16 protein-coding genes are annotated in these 16,318 nt (G+C 41.0%); all 16 read right to left on the reverse strand.

The annotated features are described in order from the left end of the window. Window positions 1-291: 291 nt before the first annotated feature. A complete protein-coding gene (locus L2748_RS17060) occupies window positions 292-2,463 on the reverse strand; it encodes a type II secretion system protein GspD (RefSeq protein ID WP_220782402.1) in 2,172 nt (723 codons plus the stop codon). Window positions 2,464-2,666: 203 nt separating this feature from the next. After that, window positions 2,667-3,368 carry a hypothetical protein gene (locus L2748_RS17065; RefSeq protein WP_220782403.1) on the reverse strand — a complete coding sequence of 234 codons (702 nt, stop codon included), beginning with the start codon at window positions 3,366-3,368 and terminating at the stop codon, window positions 2,667-2,669. Continuing rightward, the gene (locus L2748_RS17070) at window positions 3,368-3,934 is read right to left on the reverse strand and encodes a hypothetical protein (protein ID WP_220782404.1); all 567 of its coding nucleotides are present in this window, start codon (window positions 3,932-3,934) and stop codon (window positions 3,368-3,370) included. Before L2748_RS17070 ends, L2748_RS17065 begins: the two co-directional genes overlap by 1 nt. Continuing rightward, a complete protein-coding gene (locus L2748_RS17075; RefSeq protein ID WP_220782406.1) occupies window positions 3,934-5,166 on the reverse strand; it encodes a hypothetical protein in 1,233 nt (410 codons plus the stop codon). Before L2748_RS17075 ends, L2748_RS17070 begins: the two co-directional genes overlap by 1 nt. A 290-nt stretch (window positions 5,167-5,456) precedes the next feature. Beyond that, complete coding sequence (locus L2748_RS17080) at window positions 5,457-6,317, reverse strand: type II secretion system minor pseudopilin (RefSeq protein WP_220782407.1); 861 nt, start codon at window positions 6,315-6,317, stop codon at window positions 5,457-5,459. A 41-nt stretch (window positions 6,318-6,358) separates the two neighbouring features. Further along, complete coding sequence (locus tag L2748_RS17085; protein ID WP_248957719.1) at window positions 6,359-7,060, reverse strand: pilus assembly FimT family protein; 702 nt, start codon at window positions 7,058-7,060, stop codon at window positions 6,359-6,361. After that, window positions 7,045-7,467, reverse strand: a complete 423-nt coding sequence (locus tag L2748_RS17090) for a PulJ/GspJ family protein (RefSeq protein WP_220782409.1) — start codon at window positions 7,465-7,467, stop codon at window positions 7,045-7,047. Before L2748_RS17090 ends, L2748_RS17085 begins: the two co-directional genes overlap by 16 nt. After that, window positions 7,464-8,096, reverse strand: a complete 633-nt coding sequence (locus L2748_RS17095; RefSeq protein ID WP_373317226.1) for a type II secretion system protein — start codon at window positions 8,094-8,096, stop codon at window positions 7,464-7,466. Before L2748_RS17095 ends, L2748_RS17090 begins: the two co-directional genes overlap by 4 nt. Further along, window positions 8,097-9,293: a type II secretion system F family protein gene (locus tag L2748_RS17100; protein ID WP_220782412.1), complete on the reverse strand. Its 1,197-nt coding sequence runs from the start codon at window positions 9,291-9,293 to the stop codon at window positions 8,097-8,099. Continuing rightward, window positions 9,293-10,960, reverse strand: coding sequence for a GspE/PulE family protein (locus L2748_RS17105; protein WP_220782413.1), 1,668 nt, complete (start codon window positions 10,958-10,960; stop codon window positions 9,293-9,295). Before L2748_RS17105 ends, L2748_RS17100 begins: the two co-directional genes overlap by 1 nt. Next, window positions 10,957-11,358 (reverse strand): type II secretion system major pseudopilin GspG, encoded by a 402-nt coding sequence (gene gspG / locus L2748_RS17110; RefSeq protein ID WP_220782414.1) that lies wholly within the window; start codon window positions 11,356-11,358, stop codon window positions 10,957-10,959. The genes L2748_RS17105 and gspG overlap by 4 nt, the downstream gene beginning before the upstream one ends. A 158-nt stretch (window positions 11,359-11,516) precedes the next feature. Further along, entirely contained in the window at window positions 11,517-12,266 is a 750-nt protein-coding gene (locus L2748_RS17115; RefSeq protein ID WP_220782416.1) for a glycosyltransferase family 2 protein, read from the reverse strand. Window positions 12,267-12,275: 9 nt separating this feature from the next. Continuing rightward, window positions 12,276-13,100, reverse strand: a complete 825-nt coding sequence (locus L2748_RS17120; protein WP_220782418.1) for a glycosyltransferase family A protein — start codon at window positions 13,098-13,100, stop codon at window positions 12,276-12,278. A gap of 2 nt (window positions 13,101-13,102) precedes the next feature. Then, window positions 13,103-13,981, reverse strand: a complete 879-nt coding sequence (locus L2748_RS17125; RefSeq protein ID WP_220782419.1) for a glycosyltransferase — start codon at window positions 13,979-13,981, stop codon at window positions 13,103-13,105. Continuing rightward, the gene (locus tag L2748_RS17130; protein WP_220782420.1) at window positions 13,978-15,324 is read right to left on the reverse strand and encodes a hypothetical protein; all 1,347 of its coding nucleotides are present in this window, start codon (window positions 15,322-15,324) and stop codon (window positions 13,978-13,980) included. Before L2748_RS17130 ends, L2748_RS17125 begins: the two co-directional genes overlap by 4 nt. Then, the gene (locus L2748_RS17135; protein WP_220782422.1) at window positions 15,325-16,233 is read right to left on the reverse strand and encodes a Wzz/FepE/Etk N-terminal domain-containing protein; all 909 of its coding nucleotides are present in this window, start codon (window positions 16,231-16,233) and stop codon (window positions 15,325-15,327) included. Window positions 16,234-16,318 lie beyond the last annotated feature (85 nt).

Here is a 16,318-nt window from a genome sequence, read left to right on the forward strand (position 1 = left end):
ATTAATTTAGATTTGCGTAGCTATTGACGGGCTAAAGCCCGACCTACACTGTTCGATTTAATATGGGTGTCGGGCTAAAGCCCGACCTACAAGGATATGCGCGTTATTGGTATATGGGTTATTCGCAGGTCGGCATTTATACCGACAATATGCAGCGTTGATGAACGTGGGATTTAGATTAGTGTGGCTGTTGTCGGGCTAAAGCCCAACCTACATAATGTTATATACAGGTTGGGCTTTGCAAATTGAATAGGCTGAGCTTCAGCTAACTTAACCTAACTTTACCGCGGCTTAGTTAAGCTCTAAGTATTTAAGGCCTTGGGTTAAGCTGCTTTTTATATCATCCCACTCGTCGGTGCGGGTAATGACTTTCGGCGTTACCATAATAACCAATTCGGTTCTAACGGTGTTTTGGGTTGTGGTACCAAACAGTGCGCCAATTAATGGTAACTTGCTTACCCATGGTAAACCGGCTTGATTATCGGTGGCGTTTTCACTGATTAAACCGCCTAAAATCACGGTTTGCCCGCTTTCTGCCACCACTTCGGTGTCGATGCTGCGCTCAAAAATTTGTGGGTTACCTTCAACATCTGCGCCGCCATCAACTTGATTCGAGTTATTTTGCTGAATCGTCATAATCACTACGCCCTGGGCGTTAATCGTCGGTGTCACAGTGACATCGATACCGGTTTTACGGTAATCAATCGATTTAGTGACACCGTTTACCGGATCAGTTGTTGTTTTACCCACTACCGGAATATCGGTGCCGACCTGAATACTGGCCGCAACACCATCACGGACTAATAAGCTTGGCTTAGATAACACGTTAACCCACTTATTACTTTCAAATGCCTGGGCGTCGATTTTGTTACCGCCTGATGCCCAGCTTAATACGCTGCCACCAATATCTGCGGCGCCATGGGTATTACTAAAGCTAAACTTGCCTGAGCTAAACGCCATATCCACGCCAAACTTGAATTCATCGGTCAAGGTGACTTCGGCAATAGACACTTCTAAAATCACCTGCTTTGGCATCACATCAAGTCTTGCAACCAATGGCAATATCGCCTGATACTCTGGGCCTGATGAGTAAAAAATCAATGCATTTGAGCGCTCATCAACCACCATATTAATATTTTCATTGCTGGCGCTAGATGTGCCCGTTGTACTAGGTGCACGGTTCTCAATTGCCGCCGCTTTATCGGTACTGGCCCTCTCTGCTTTTTGCGTCGATGCACTGCGCCCTGAAATTAACGCTGAAACACTTTCGCCCAGATCTGAAGCCCGAGCAAACTTAGGTGTATAAACAAAGTACTGCTTTTCATTACCTTTTGCAGGCTGGTCTAACTGTTTCGCCCAAAACTCAATGCGCTGAATAAAATCAGGCTCACTGGCAAATACTGCCACTGCACCAAGTTGCGATATAGGCACCAAAGACACACGATTGTCCGCGGTATTAGCCCCCGTCATGATCCCTTCATTAACTAAAATATTTGTAATAGAGTCGATAAAAGTATCGGTATCAATAAATGTTAATTTCAAAAACCCAATATTGCCGCTTCGGCTGCCGGGTGCATCTAAAATTGACAGCAGATCTAAAGCTCGAATAACTTGTTCTCTACGCCCAGAAATAAACATAACACCTTGTCTGATATCTGCTGTCGCTTTAACACCAGCAATATCACGTAAGGTTTTAATTGTCGTGTTGTTAATCGTATACCGAAGTGGAACAATTTGCTGTACATTTAGTGCGTTAGGTACAGTGCTGGGTTTACGACCATAGCCAACAGCAATTGAATCGCTTCCCTCTTTAGTTATTAAACTGATATAGAGCACATCGTTTTGACGCATAATGCCAACACCGCGCTCTAAAAGTAGCTTTTCAGTTAAACTATAGAGTTTTTTAGGGCTAATCTCATTTTGAATATTTAAGGTTACAGTACTTGATAAATCTGAAAGTTCGCCGCCAAGCACGTAACTCGATTGTAATAAATCACCAAAAGTGTAGTGCAGAAAATCCGTTAACGGCATGTTGTCGGCGGCAATGGTCAAACTTGGCGTAGCTGAAAATCCATCTGCGATGGCATCATCATTATTAAAGCCCACTTGCGCTTTAGCCAGTGATGGCACCCGAGTCAGCGATGTTTGTCCAGGCATGACTGGCATACCGTTATCGGCTTCAGCCAGTGTGTTGTCAGCAGTTTGCTCTGTGACACTAGTATTGATTAAGTAGGATGGCTCAATATTTTTGCGGTTTTTATCTTGCCTTGACTCTAAGCTTGCACAACCACTCAACAGCATCATGCCGACACATGCGGCAGTCGTAATAGACAGCCTAGTTAACTTTGACGACTGAATTACTGCAGTCGACTTTTCAATACCGGTAATTATCGGGCTAAGTCCGCCACTAAATTGTTTATTTTGCGGCATTTTATTTTGCGGCATTTGTTTTTGCTGAATCATTCAAATTTCCAACTATCGATTTTCGACTTTTCATCACCAGCGGTGACTCGTTAAGCACCTGCTGTTAACTGTCGATTGTTATATGTTGATGACTAGCGCTATCAACTTAGATTAATTTATCGAGCGCTAGTTTATATATAGAGCTAACTTAATATGCTGTTAGCAAATTGCAGCTTAAGCAGCTTTAGCTGATATATTGAGTATTACTGACTGTCACTCAGCACCCCTCCTGCCTTTGGCTCGGCTTCTTTGTTGATGCGAGTTGGCACAAACAGCTGTAACCATAGTCGGCGGCCATTATCGTTTAACACTAAGCGTTTACTATCAATCGATTCAACCTGGTAGTGGGCAAGCTTGCCTCCTACATATAAGCTCATATGCTGGCTACCTTTAGCCACATTGGCGCCAGTTGAATCTAACTCCGCTACATCGAGCTTTCCAATCGGATTAGCAGATGCTTCGCCAGCTTGTTGCAGATAACGAACGCTCAGTGCTGCTTTATATTTATCTGTCTGCACAATACCACTTAATCGATATATGGCATCGCCGATATAGAGTTTATCAAGCAGACCGCTTTGCTGGTTTTGCAGTTCAAGCGACATGCTCTGCTCTTCAATTTGATTGGACTTATCGTCCACCACTTCAACGACTTCCGCTTTAGGCTGGTCAAATTGACTGTACAAGCTAAGTACGTCTAAACCGCTGTGGGCAGTTGATACAGACTGATTAACCTGTGGTAACTGTGGCAGCAGGTTGGACTCTTTTAACTGACCGGAAGACTTATAAAATAAATAGTCACTGATAACCATTAACAGAAGAAAAATCAAACAATAGCTAAAGAGTGTAAACTTACCTGCCAATAGTGAGGTTAATTTGCTGTTAGGGCTAATCGTTGTCGTTGACATTATGCAGCCTCCTCAGTTAACAATTTGACAGCTAGCTTTAATGAAATCTGACCGTTAACAGAGCCCAATTTATGTTTAGTTTGGCCACGAATAGTCAATTGATTTGACTCAAGGCTAACGTTGCTTAATTCAGGTTTGGCTTTTAGTTGCTGTAAAAACTGCAAGTATGCTTTCAACTCACCGGTGAAGCGAATGTCTAATAGCAAAGTTTGAATGTCATCGTTTGCAATACCATCGCGCCAATTAGACGAGCTAATCACCAGTTGATTGTGCTTAAACAAAGACTCCAGTTCTGATTGCGCCGTCAGCTTATAACTGGTGACATCTGTGGTATCGGCAAACTTGGATTCTGTTAATTGTAAGCTGTTAGCCATTTGTCGCTGTTTTTTCGCCATTTCATCTTTAAGCGATAATAAAGCCAGTGTTTTATTGAGGTTTTGTTGCGTGCTCGCTTGCTGCTGCCAATTTTGCTCTTTGGTGTCCCAAAGTGGCACCCAGACAAATTTAGCCAATACCAGAATGCCAATCATGATTAAATAATGCTTATACTTAAGTAAATCTTGCATTATAAAACCTCCTTGTTGGCATTAGCGGGAGTTTGTGCGATATCAATATTGTTATCCGTCAATACCAAAGGTGAAATAGCAAATTGAATAGTGGCAGCATCAAGCCCCCTTTGACGACGCACAGAACCAATAAACTCAGCGCTGCCGACTCCAGGCTGCCCTAATAACATTTGCAATGTTTGCGATGCCGACTCTGCCGAGATCCTTATCGTCACTTGGTTTTGGGTTTGCTGCACGTCATTAAAAATAACGCCCTGATCATACATAGGCGCTAACACTTGCCACACTGCCAGTAGCTCGGTACTTTGCGGTGTATTTCCCTCAAGCTGTTGATAACGCTCAATCATTTGATTGATATCTTTATATTGATTTAACACTACGTTCGCTTCTTTGGTTGCCAGCTGTAGTGCTTGCTTGGCGCTTTGTGCTTCGTAAGCTGATATTTGCACCGCTAACAATAAATAGCCACTGACCACCACCAGTGATGGCAATACAAACTTTTTTAATCGCGCGCTGTTATTTTGAGCTTTAAAGTTAGCTTTATTAATTAAGCCAATAAATGGCATTTGATAAAGCTTTGACAGCTGTTGATACAGAGCTGTTGCATGTTGTTCTGCGCTTAATGACAGCACTTGTTCAGCGGCGAGCCCTTGTGACAAAGCGAACTGTTGTACCGTTTGGATCATGCCGCCTTTTATTGCAGACACGGGAGTCGCTAAGCCTTTAGCCACAAAAACAGTATTTTGAGCAAATGGGGTCTGATAGCTCCATAAGGTTTCGGTGCCACTTTGCTGGGCAATTAAGTAAGTTTCAGGTAATAAAAGCCAGCTTTTAATGCCATCACAAAGTTGATTAAGTTGATAGTAAGTCACTGGCGTTTTGCCATTTTGCGACTTTCCAATAATAAACAGCACTTTGGCTGGTGCGTTTTCAACCTGTAATTTTACTAGCTTTAACAAATCGATTTTTTTGGTTATCGGATACCATTCGATTTTTTCGCGGTAACAATTGCGGCTTAAAATGGCAACCTTAGCCTTACTTACTTGCTCAGTCTCACTGCGCTGTTGATGCTCACCAGCCTTGCTGGTTGCTGTGACAAGTGAAAAACCAGCATCATCAGCATGCACACTATCATTTACTTGAAAATGATAGTGTGCGTTATCAACATAAACGACTTGCTTTAAGGCCGTTGTTTTAATCTTACTAATCAGTTTTTGTGCTGCGCTTTGCATCATTAATTCTTTTTATAAGTATCGAGTAAAAATCATTTAGACAAACGAGTTAATTTAAATATTGCAACGCCACCCCAGCCCAATAAATCAACTTTATTGCCACATAAGCTGGCAACAAATGCTAAATTAGCTTTCGGTTAATAGCATTTTTTTGACATAACGGCACATACTACCAGCAACAGAGCATGCATTAAAACAAAATGCGGTTAAAGGAAGATTAAATCCATGATTCGTGAGCCAAGATCAGCAAATTCAACTCGCTTATTGACCCAGATTACAAATTAGTTTCGCTATTGGAACCAAACTACGGGGAACTGATTTTCAGGACGTAAATAAACGGTAAACTCCCGCTTAGCCACTGATGAGCCAACACTTGCGGTAATTTCTATATTGAGTCGTCTTCCTGGTACAAAGGTAATGCTGTCGTTTTCTTCAATTTGAGTTAATTCTGTAAACCTTTGTTTGGTTAGCAATCCTTGGCTTCTTAAACTCGCGACCTCTTCATATACATTCGGCGCTAATTGCACTTGCAATACAGGTAAGGGGGCAGTAATTGGGTTAAACAAAATATTTTGTAACGTTGTAACCACAGGGGCAAGCTTTTGGTAAAGCGCATCATCAATACCCGTAATGCTGTTTAACTCAGCCACGTTTAATAGGTAATTACCCCTGACGGTATTACCGGTTTGAGTGGTGTATTGGTCGCGATCTAAGCCTTGCCAATATTTGATATTGGACACTATTGACTTAGCTTGCTGTGGTGATGCCCCAACCAAAACTAAATAAGCTTCTAACTCTGCAGCATTACTGCCGCCGTACACAGATAACAAGCCATTGACGTCTTGTATGGTAACGGTTTCACCTGAGCCTACGCTAAAAGGTTTACCATAAAAATTCCACAGTTTGCCTATTTCGTCCTGTTTACTAATATCATCGACATCATTACGTGATAACGTTAATAGCTTAAACAATAGCTTACTCTCAAGCGTGCGTAGCTTAACCTCGGCTTGCATCTTGTTTTGCAAGTCAGTCGCTGTGGTGACTTGTTGACGACTCGATAAGGTGAACTGCAAAGCCATCATGGATAGAATAGCGGTCAAGAGTAACACTTGGATTAATGCAACACCGTGCTGACAATATCTATTCAACATGCTGAACTCTCTGCAAACTGTGGTCTTGAAGGCTTAAAAATTTAGGCATCGGTGCTTTTTTCACTGGTGTACATGATTTGGTATGCATTATCGTTTGGCACGGGGAAAATAATGGGTTCATTATTGCCCCAAGTTATATTTATTGCATAAGGTAGCATGCCGCTATTCTCACCAAAGTATTCGCTAATCCATTTAGGTGAAGTGGGCTCCCCTTCGTAATAAGCAGATCGTTGTTGTTGATCCTGCCAGCCATAATAGTTAAAACGGATCTGTTCATCGGTTAACAACACTTGCATAAATCTTGATTGAGGTAGCTCATCGATACGTAGCAAAGGGTTGCGGTCAAATGGCGACTCTTCATAGACAAGTTGCTGTGAGCCGTCTTGATTAACCGCGACACTTAATCTAACTAGCGCTTGTTGGCCCACACTAAATACTGGCTTATTAGTGATAAACACAAGGTACTTATCATTACCTTTAAAGAAATAGGCTGGGTCATCGTCGGTATCTTTAACAATGTAGTTCGCGATACCGTTAATGGCTTTTTGTAATAACACTAGGTTTTTAGCATTGGCAACTTCTTCTGTGAAGGTGCCCATATCTTTTTGCCATTGCTGACTAAAAGTCGAAAAGCTCAAGCTACCAATAAACATCACCATGCTTAATAGCAACATGGCAATTAGGATTTCGATTAAGGTAAAACCTTTAGTGTGAGCATTTAGACGGTTCACTGTGTACCCCATGTCAGCTCTTGGAACTGAAAAGTTTGGCTGTAATCATCTTTGCTTATGGTTAATTCGACATCCCATAAATAAAACTTGTTATCAAAGGAAACCATCCCGCCATCTTCGGGGCTTAAACGCGATGGTGGCGCACCATTTTGAGTCACTTGCGCTCGCCAGTTAAATACGAACTCATTTAAGACGCCTTCGTCTTCAACCGCTCGCAGCTTGGGTTCCATCTTTAATCGAAAACGAATGGTATCCAGCAGCAAAGGCGTGATACCTAATAACTCCGCGCTTCGAGTCGCTTTAGCGCTGGAAATTGTTGCTCCACGATAGGTTTGACTGACAACGCCTATCACCGCAAATAGAATCGTTGCGGCGATCAGCACTTCGATCAAGGTAAAGCCCGTTTGCCGACGACTCACTTTTCCCCTCCGGCTAAAAGCTGATTAATATCGATTATTCTGTGAACACCGCGATAGTTATATTCGATAAACTGCACATCAATGTAACCATGACTATTAACGGTTAGTGTTTGTGGCTCAAAAAAGAGGTGATTAAATAGTAGCGTTGGCGGCACTGTCACGTGAGACCCTGTATTTGCGCCTTCTTGGTAATTTAAAAATTCCTCAAAATTAGCAAATGCTGGCCGACCGTTATTGTCGTCAGCCACATACTGCACACCATAGCCGGTACCGTAATCGGCACTGTCAGTTGCATAACCTTCAACCTCAGAGCCTTGACCTAAAACCTCTTGGTTATAAAGTGATGAGCCAGGCAACAGCGTGCGAAAAACAGCTTTGCCGTCAAACCTAAGAAATATAGGGCTTTCACTGGTAAAAGCATTTGAGCTTTGTTTCTGAATCCAGCGTTGTAGCTGTAACTGCTCGTTACGCGCTTTGGCACTATCGACCTGTTTAACCGTAAACGGACCCACTAAGGCGATTGCCACACCTAATAAGACTATAGCGACCAAAAGCTCAATCAAAGTGACCCCTGATTGAGCTTTTGGTTTTACACAAATAGCATTACAACGCCTATACCGAATTACCATCTAAAACCCATCATTGACAGACATAATACTGAGTAGCATGACTACGACCACAGAGCCGACAACCCCCCCCATCATTAATATCATTAACGGTTCTAACAGGCTGGTGACTTTGGTTGTCCAGCTACCAAAGTCATTGCGACTTCGATTAGCAATCTCTTCAAATACCGGCGTAAGCTGACCACTTTCTTCACCCACTTCAAGCAAAGAAACAAAGAAATCAGGATAAATTGGGCTGGCACTCAAGGCTTCAGTGAGGCTAACGCCGCGCTTAATTTTAGCTTTCGCTGACAATAAGCCGTCACGAAGATACTTATTTTTTACTGTACCTGCAGCCAGTTCAATCGCTTTATCAAGCTGAACTCCCGCATCTAACATTAATGCCATGCTGGTATTAAATCGAATTCGCTCAATTTGCTGAATAGCTGACTTAAACAGTGGCAGCTTAATTAACGTTTCATCTAACAGGTCGTTAATAAGCCCTTTTTGAATGGCGACTTTAACAGCGATAATAAAAGCGATGATGCCACCAAAAAGATACCACTGATATGCCTGCATCCACTTACTTGCATCAATCAATATCTGGGTATAAATCGGTAAATTGTCATTGCCTTCAAATAAACCGCCCATTTGTGGCACGATAAAGTTAAATACAAACACAATTGCTAATATACACACCACTAAAATAACACTCGGATAGGTGAGTGCTTGTAAGATTTTGCTTTTTAGCTCTTTACGAAAAATTAAATCTTGAGCGAGCCCAGCAAACACTTTACTTAATTCGCCACTTTCTTCGCCCATTTTGACTAAGTTAACATAAAGCGTGTCAAAATCTGGGTGCTTGGATAACGCCTCTGCTAGCGACTCACCGCGTTTAACCGATTGCGATAACTCGTTGAGCAACTTTCCAGAAGGCGTATTGGCTTTACCTTTGCTAAGTATGTGCAAACTTTTATCAATTTTTACACCACTGCGCAAAAGTAATGATAGCTCAGAAGTAATAAATTCAAGTTCATCTAAGCTCAGCTTTTGAGACTGAAATAACGACAGCGACGCTTGCGCACTTTTCTCTTTAATCGAGATAACGTGCAAACCTTCGGCTGCCAATTCTTTTTTAGCTGAATCTAAAGATTGACTACTCAATTCGCTATTCACTGCGGCTCCGGTATTATCGTAAGCCTTATACTCAAACAACCCCATTAGCCTGCAACCCGTATCACTTCTTCAACAGTGGTTTGCCCATTGATTGCTTTTATAAATCCATCTTGCATCAGTGTGCGCCCGCCTCGCTGTTGATTTAAGCGTACAGCATGACTTGGAAAGTTTTCATCCTTGGGTAACGCTTTAATGGCATCATCACATCGTAAGTATTCAATGATACCAACGCGGCCACGGTAACCTGTATTTGAGCACTGGTCACAACCTACCGCTTTATGTAGCTGGATATCTGTACCATAGGCGTCTGCTAACGCTTGTAATCCATATTTGGCGATAGATTGCTGTTGGTTTTCATCTGGTTGACTGCAATGTGGACAGAGTTTGCGCACCAAACGCTGGGCAATAATTGACACAATTGCCGCATTAAGCAAATACTCTTCAGCCCCTAAATCCAGTAATCGCGTATAGGCACTGGATGCATCATTAGTATGCACTGTTGAGAATACTAGGTGACCGGTTAATGCTGATTGCATGGCGATCTGGGCGGTCTCTTTGTCTCGAATTTCACCGAGCATGATGACGTCTGGATCTTGACGAACGATACTACGTAGACCCGCAGAGAAGTCGAAACCAATGCTAGATTGAATTTGAACCTGGTTAATTCCCTCTAACTGATATTCAACAGGATCTTCTAGCGTAATAATCTTAACGGTTTCATCATTGATAGCATTTAAGAAAGTGTAAAGACTGGTGGTTTTACCTGAACCTGTTGGACCCGTTAATAAAATCACGCCGGCTGTTTTCTCGATATCTTCTCGAATATTTTTTTCAATATCTTTAGATAGCCCGAGCATCTCCATACTGTAACTGATTGCGTCTTGTCTTAGAAAACGCATTACAATACTTTCGCCATCGTGTAGCGGCAAAACTGAAACACGAATATCAAGATCTTCATTCGAAATTTTCATTCCGATTTTACCATCTTGAGGACGTCGTTTTTCGGCAATATCCATACCCGATAGAATTTTCAGTCTAGAGGCTACGGGTAAGCGCATTCTTGGCGGGATCCAGTCGGCTTCTTTTAAGACGCCGTCAATACGAAAGCGAACTCTATAACGATTACCGATAGGTTCAAGGTGCATATCTGATGCGCGCGCCTTCAGCGCTCTAGATATAAGGGAGTTAAGTAGATTCACCGTAGGTGCTTCTCCCGCTAACTCTCTCAGTCTATCTTCTTCGACATCTGACAGCTCTTCGCTAGATACTAGCGATTCTGTACCGAGTTGCACGTATTGTTGCTTTAACGCTTGAATTTGTTCTTCAGAAGCAACCAACAACTCGATGTTAAGTTCATTTTGACTTATGTATTCATTTGCTTCAGCAGAAAAAGGATCGCTAGCAATGACCAAGTAATCTTGCTCATTGTTTGTTTGGGCTATAGCAAACCAGTTGAAGTTTATAAAAGCCTCATTAACGTTAAGCTTTTTTAACTCCGCGATATCTATGCTTTGCAGACGTTCATTACTGAGTAACTGAACACCTAATACTTTAGCGTAATATTCAGGTAGCATGTCTTCTGACAGCGCGCCCATATTCACTAAAATATGTTCAAGCCGACCGCCATACTTTTTCTGGAATATGACCGCTTTGTCTAAGTCAATTAACGAGACATTAAACTCTTCTAGAAATAGCTGTCTAACGTCTATCATTGGTGAATTACGTCCGCATCTTCGCCTTCGCCACCTGCGACACCATTTTTACCGTATGACTTCATAGTATAAGGGTTGCCATTTTCACCTGGGACCGCATAAATATATGGGTTGCTCCAAGGATCCATTGGTACATCTTTAGGTAAGTATGGACCATCCCACTGCGGCTTATCCGATCTTCTTAATTCACTTAAAGTGCTTGGGTAATCCCCCATGTCTAATCGGTATGTATCTAATGCAGTCGCAATCATCTCCATCTGCACAGCAGCGGTTTTTGTCTTAGTTGAACCCACTTTAGAAAACATTGTTGGCGCAACAAGTGACATGAGTAAGCCCAAAATCACAATAACAATCAGTAATTCAATAAGTGTGAAACCGTTCTTTTTAGTTTGCTTCATTTGTAACTACCTAAAAAAATTTTGATGCCGATATTAGCAATGTTGACGGCCTTACAGCAACTCTAAGGTAAAGATTTGGCTCTCAACTATTACTAAAGTAGATAGGATATTAATTATCGGTATACAATTTGGTCTACGAGACACCAAATTTAAACACATTACATACGGTTACGTATCGCGTTAGTTGCGTAAGCAATAAAATAAAACAGCGATTTATCTACAGATAAACGTTCAATATCTCTATATATCCGCCACTGATATTTTGCCGCAACAACTTTATTTGCAGAAACGCTTGATACGCCAACATAATAGTCCGCTAAACACTCTTCTAGTGCGTAAGCTGCCTCAACCTTCTTAAGAATTCTTAACCAAAGGCCCAAATCTTGGCGTTTCGCAATATTTGGCATATATACCTTGCCAAGCATATCGCTGTCATAACATGCTGTTAGGCAACCTATACTGTTCGTTTTAAGAATATCGGTATAGTTGACACTGGAAGGAACATTAACAAATCCGAGTTCACGACCATCTTCATGTACGCGACGATAACCTGTATAAGATAAGGCAATCTTCTTCGATTGCATAAACGCGATTTGCTTCTCTAGCTTAGAAGGATACCAAGTGTCATCTGCATCTAAAAAAGCGATATAACGACCTTTGGCTTCGCTGATCGCTCTATTACGTGTGACCGCAGGGCCGGCATTCCAACTCCGACGAATAAGCTTAATTCGACTATCGAGCTCAGCAAACTGTTGAATTTTGTTGCTAGAGTCGTCGCTAGAACAGTCGTCCGAAATCAACATTTCCCAATTTTGGTAAGTCTGATTTAGAACTGAATCTATTGTTTTCGCGATAGAGTTACTGCAATTATAAGCTGGCGTTATAATTGAAACGAGAGGACTATTCATATTAACTAATTACAAAGTCTCATTAAATTGAGACTTAAAGTATCCTTTAAACAATGCTAAAAATGCAGACTGGTTTGTTAACTTAAACTTAGAACGATTTTTAAGGTAAAAAAGAACTATCATTGGAATTGAAACAACACTTCCAAAAATATCTTTAAAAGCAACCCCTCGACATATCAATGAGTTTGCTGTTGTAAACTCTTTACCTGATGATAGCTTAGGGTGAAAAACGATCACTTCTGGAACGTAGGTCAGAACATGTCCCTTTGACATAACTCGAGCAAGAAAAACCGGCTCATCACATGCAGGTAAAGGGGTTCCCGCGCCTAAATACTCAGGGAAAGTCGCACCACTACTTTTGACCGCTTTAACGTCAAAAGCGACCTCAATAGTCCCTACCTTTAAAATTGAAATCCGATTATGAGTCTTTTGTTTTGTCAGGTAATTTTTCAGTAAATCACCCTCTTCAATATCGGCAGCTTGGAAAGTTAATACGCTCGATTCCGGCGATGACTGAAAGCTTGCAATAATAGTATCGTAAAAATTATCAGCAAGTCGCACATCATCATCCATAAAAACCGCGTAATCACTACATACCAAAGACAAAGCTATGTTACGGCTTTTAGTGACGCCTGTCGTTTTAGATTGTACATAGTCAATGTCATTGCGACCTTGGCACATTTGTTCAGCTACATCGTCATAGTTTTGTGCATCATCGACTTGATGAACTACGATATAGCGTATATACGGATGCGCCTCGACAAAAACGCGATGCAATAGCTTAATTCGCTCATTATAAGTCGCGATTAAAACCGTTAGCGTTTTACTTTTCATACTCAACTTCTTATCATTTTTTTTAAGCTATCTAAGCTGCGTTTCAACCAAGGCATATTACGTACTATGTATAAATTAATTGCAGATTTATAGTTTTGCTTGTGTGTATAACTGAGCAAGTCAGAAAAACTGAACTTTTCGCCTGATACTTTACACTTCATTATATGCATTGACTTAAGCTGGCTTGGCGAAATAATATCCATGTTTTTACTGATAAACCTTTCGTAACCTGCCAGCTTTTTATTATTACTCGATGAGATCCGCACGCCGCCATGGTCAGTTTCAAGTACATAACTTCTTGATGAAATCTTTAATGCTAATGGAGTGACCCGCAATAATCGAACCCATGTGTCATAGTCTTGAAAGGCTGGCATGTCTACGTCAAAACCTCCAATCGCGAGAAGCTTTGCTTTTGTAGTAAGAATTTGATTACCTGCGAGGTTATGATTTAGCATTTGTTCAAGGCCAAACTCACCGGACTGAAAACCAAAGTTGCGACCAATAAGGTCCCCATTGCCCATCAGTTCTTGTACATTTGCGCAAACAAAGGCATACCGGTCATCGTAGGCTGCAACTAACTCTGAAACTCTGCTAACGCAAAAGTAATCATCATCATCAAGACCGGTAACATAATAGCCCTTGGCGCTATTGATAGCTCTGTTTCGAGAGAAACACGCTCCTGAAACGGTGTCGTTTCTTAGATAGGTAAAATCATACTCCTGTTGTAATGCAGACACGACTTCGCTTGTATCATCGCTAGAGGCATCATCAACAACTATCACTTCAATTTCTGGGTAATCTTGTACAAAAAGCGACTTTAAGGCTCTTTTTAATAACGCGCTTCTGTTTTGTGTAATCAAATATACACTGACTAACTTCATGAATGTACCTTCAAATTTGAAATAGGAGTATCTAAGTTGGAGCGTTGGACCCTATTGTTAGAGTCAGCCATAGAGCCCAGCTTGTAGCATATAAATATAAGCGTCACTACCCACAGAAAGTGTGAACTTAAGTATTCTGAGCGATATAGACATGTAATCATCATATGAATGGTTAACAACAGACCAGCTTCAAAATACTTATTGTCTAAATAGTGCCTAAAGCCTATAAACAATAAATAACCAAAAAATAGCAGCACGCATGTCAAGCCTAAAAAACCACCTTCCCAAATCATATCAAGGTAAAAATTATTGGTAATTCTGAATAAAAACTCTTCTTTTGCCAAACCAAAATCGGTAAGAACGGACATTGTTGCCATGCCATGCCCAAAAGTGAGCTCCATCGCTTTGCTCTGTGATATCAGCATCGCCAGTGATGACAGGAATTGACTTCTTGCTGACTGCCCTGCTGCCTCTCCTTGGAACTTGTAGTACAAGAAGTCGAGCAAAATATCTCCAATAGATAACAGAATGCTCAGACCGAGTAGTACTAAAAATAAAAAGACTAAATCTTGTCCTTTTAAACGACCACTCACCAGGCTCCGGTATAACGACAGAAACCCGAAGCATGTCACCAGTAAGAGAGCATTTATGTACACACCGCCAGAAAATGAAAATATGATGACAAATATGCCTAACCCGTAAGCAATCAATTTAGTTTTTTTACCCGCAATAACCAAACTTGCCAGAATAATGTACTCAATTAGTAGGGGGGACAAAAAGTTGGGTTCTTCAGCAATAGAAGTTAACCGTCTAGGTACAACGGATCTTATTGCACTAGGGACACCATGCATCCAATCGCGTGTTTCTATAAAAAATGGAATACCGACAAGGTTGCCTATAAATTGCCAATGTCCTAACAACACGAAGAACAAGGCCACGCCAAAGGCTATTTTGAGTGCTCGTTGTAATTCACTTAATGCCACTTGTGAAAGCCACATATTGACTAGAATGACAATGAAAACCACAGTTAAAAAAGTAAACAATCGTCCAAATATGACTGAACTGACGAACTCTCCAGTGAGAGAGTCACGTGTTAGTAATATGGCGAACAAGGAAATAATAAAACTCGAAATATAGAGTGAGCTAGGGATAGAAGATATACGCCAAAAACGTATTTTTTTGCCTATAAGAAAACTCAAAAAAAGGGTGCAAGAAGAAAAAACGAACAAAATCAAAACATTGATTTTGTTCATCGCAGTAATCGAAAATGGCCCCATGATGAGGAAAAAAATCACAAAGCCAGAGAGCAGACTTCTCTGTGATAAATAACCTAATGCGCTCATTTACTTTCTAAGCAAAATATGACGAATTAGAGCTATAAATAACGCGAAGAAACCACCCAAGAATGTACCCAAAATACAAATAAGAGCTCGGCTTGGTTCGCTTTTTTCTTCAGGTATTACTGCTGGATCTATTGTTTTAAAAACGTACTCTTCTTGCACTTCAGCTAACATCAGCTTCTTTGTTTGTTCTTCAATAAGCTGATAGAAAACTTTTTGCATTTCTGAAATATTAGTCTCAATCAATTTCTTCTGAATATAAGAGATATTGGCTTTAAACTCTCTAATATCTTCTTTCTTAATCCATAAGTTAATATCGTCAACTAACCAACTAGCCCATTCTTGCGCAAGTATAGGCGATTGAGATTGAACAGTTAAACGAATGAAACCATTGGTTTTGTCCTGTTCAAAATCAACAATCAAAGTAAACTCTTTATACGCTTCCCAAGCTGTCGGAACGATTGACTTTCCTTCTTCAACAGTACGAACCCATGTACTTGTCGCTTCGTCATATAACGTAGGGTCAATAATTACTTTACCACTTGTTTTGTTCCACTCTTCGGTCGCCATCAATGGAACCAAGATGTTTCTTTCTTCAATAAAATGGTTTGTAAAAGTACGAGACTTCAATGTTTCTAATGCAAGGTCTACTCGCGTAGCTCCTTGTCCACCACCAATATTAATACCCGCGATAGCCGCAATGCCGCCAAGTTGGCTTGCTGCGCCGGACATCTGAGACTCTTCTGCCACTGGGGCTAAAAGCACCTCTGCTTGGTAAATATTAGGCTGAGATATTGCAAACAAAATTGAAGCGATAGCAAATATCCCTGTTACGATAATAATCAACCACTTTTGCTGCAATAAAGAAGAGAATAACTCTTTAATATCGATTTCAATTTCTTGCTTTTGCATCTTTATATTTTCTACTGAACTGTGAGCGTAATCGCTCAGAAAAGACAGCTTACTTTTGTCAAAAAGTAAGCTCTATCATACCTTA

The organism is Shewanella sairae (assembly GCF_023283535.1).
In the GTDB taxonomy this organism is placed as follows: Bacteria; Pseudomonadota; Gammaproteobacteria; order Enterobacterales; family Shewanellaceae; genus Shewanella; species Shewanella sairae.

Excerpts from the sequence above, each read along its gene's own strand:
- L2748_RS17060 (WP_220782402.1), bottom strand. The coding sequence starts at position 2,463 with ATGATTCAGCAAAAACAAATGCCGCAAAATAAAATGCCGCAAAATAAA.
- L2748_RS17065 (WP_220782403.1), bottom strand. The coding sequence starts at position 3,368 with ATGTCAACGACAACGATTAGCCCTAACAGCAAATTAACCTCACTATTG.
- L2748_RS17070 (WP_220782404.1), bottom strand. The coding sequence starts at position 3,934 with ATGCAAGATTTACTTAAGTATAAGCATTATTTAATCATGATTGGCATT.
- L2748_RS17075 (WP_220782406.1), bottom strand. The coding sequence starts at position 5,166 with ATGCAAAGCGCAGCACAAAAACTGATTAGTAAGATTAAAACAACGGCC.
- L2748_RS17080 (WP_220782407.1), bottom strand. The coding sequence starts at position 6,317 with ATGTTGAATAGATATTGTCAGCACGGTGTTGCATTAATCCAAGTGTTA.
- L2748_RS17085 (WP_248957719.1), bottom strand. The coding sequence starts at position 7,060 with ATGGGGTACACAGTGAACCGTCTAAATGCTCACACTAAAGGTTTTACC.
- L2748_RS17095 (WP_373317226.1), bottom strand. The coding sequence starts at position 8,096 with ATGGTAATTCGGTATAGGCGTTGTAATGCTATTTGTGTAAAACCAAAA.
- L2748_RS17100 (WP_220782412.1), bottom strand. The coding sequence starts at position 9,293 with ATGGGGTTGTTTGAGTATAAGGCTTACGATAATACCGGAGCCGCAGTG.
- L2748_RS17105 (WP_220782413.1), bottom strand. The coding sequence starts at position 10,960 with ATGATAGACGTTAGACAGCTATTTCTAGAAGAGTTTAATGTCTCGTTA.
- gspG (WP_220782414.1), bottom strand. The coding sequence starts at position 11,358 with ATGAAGCAAACTAAAAAGAACGGTTTCACACTTATTGAATTACTGATT.
- L2748_RS17115 (WP_220782416.1), bottom strand. The coding sequence starts at position 12,266 with ATGAATAGTCCTCTCGTTTCAATTATAACGCCAGCTTATAATTGCAGT.
- L2748_RS17120 (WP_220782418.1), bottom strand. The coding sequence starts at position 13,100 with ATGAAAAGTAAAACGCTAACGGTTTTAATCGCGACTTATAATGAGCGA.
- L2748_RS17125 (WP_220782419.1), bottom strand. The coding sequence starts at position 13,981 with ATGAAGTTAGTCAGTGTATATTTGATTACACAAAACAGAAGCGCGTTA.
- L2748_RS17130 (WP_220782420.1), bottom strand. The coding sequence starts at position 15,324 with ATGAGCGCATTAGGTTATTTATCACAGAGAAGTCTGCTCTCTGGCTTT.
- L2748_RS17135 (WP_220782422.1), bottom strand. The coding sequence starts at position 16,233 with ATGCAAAAGCAAGAAATTGAAATCGATATTAAAGAGTTATTCTCTTCT.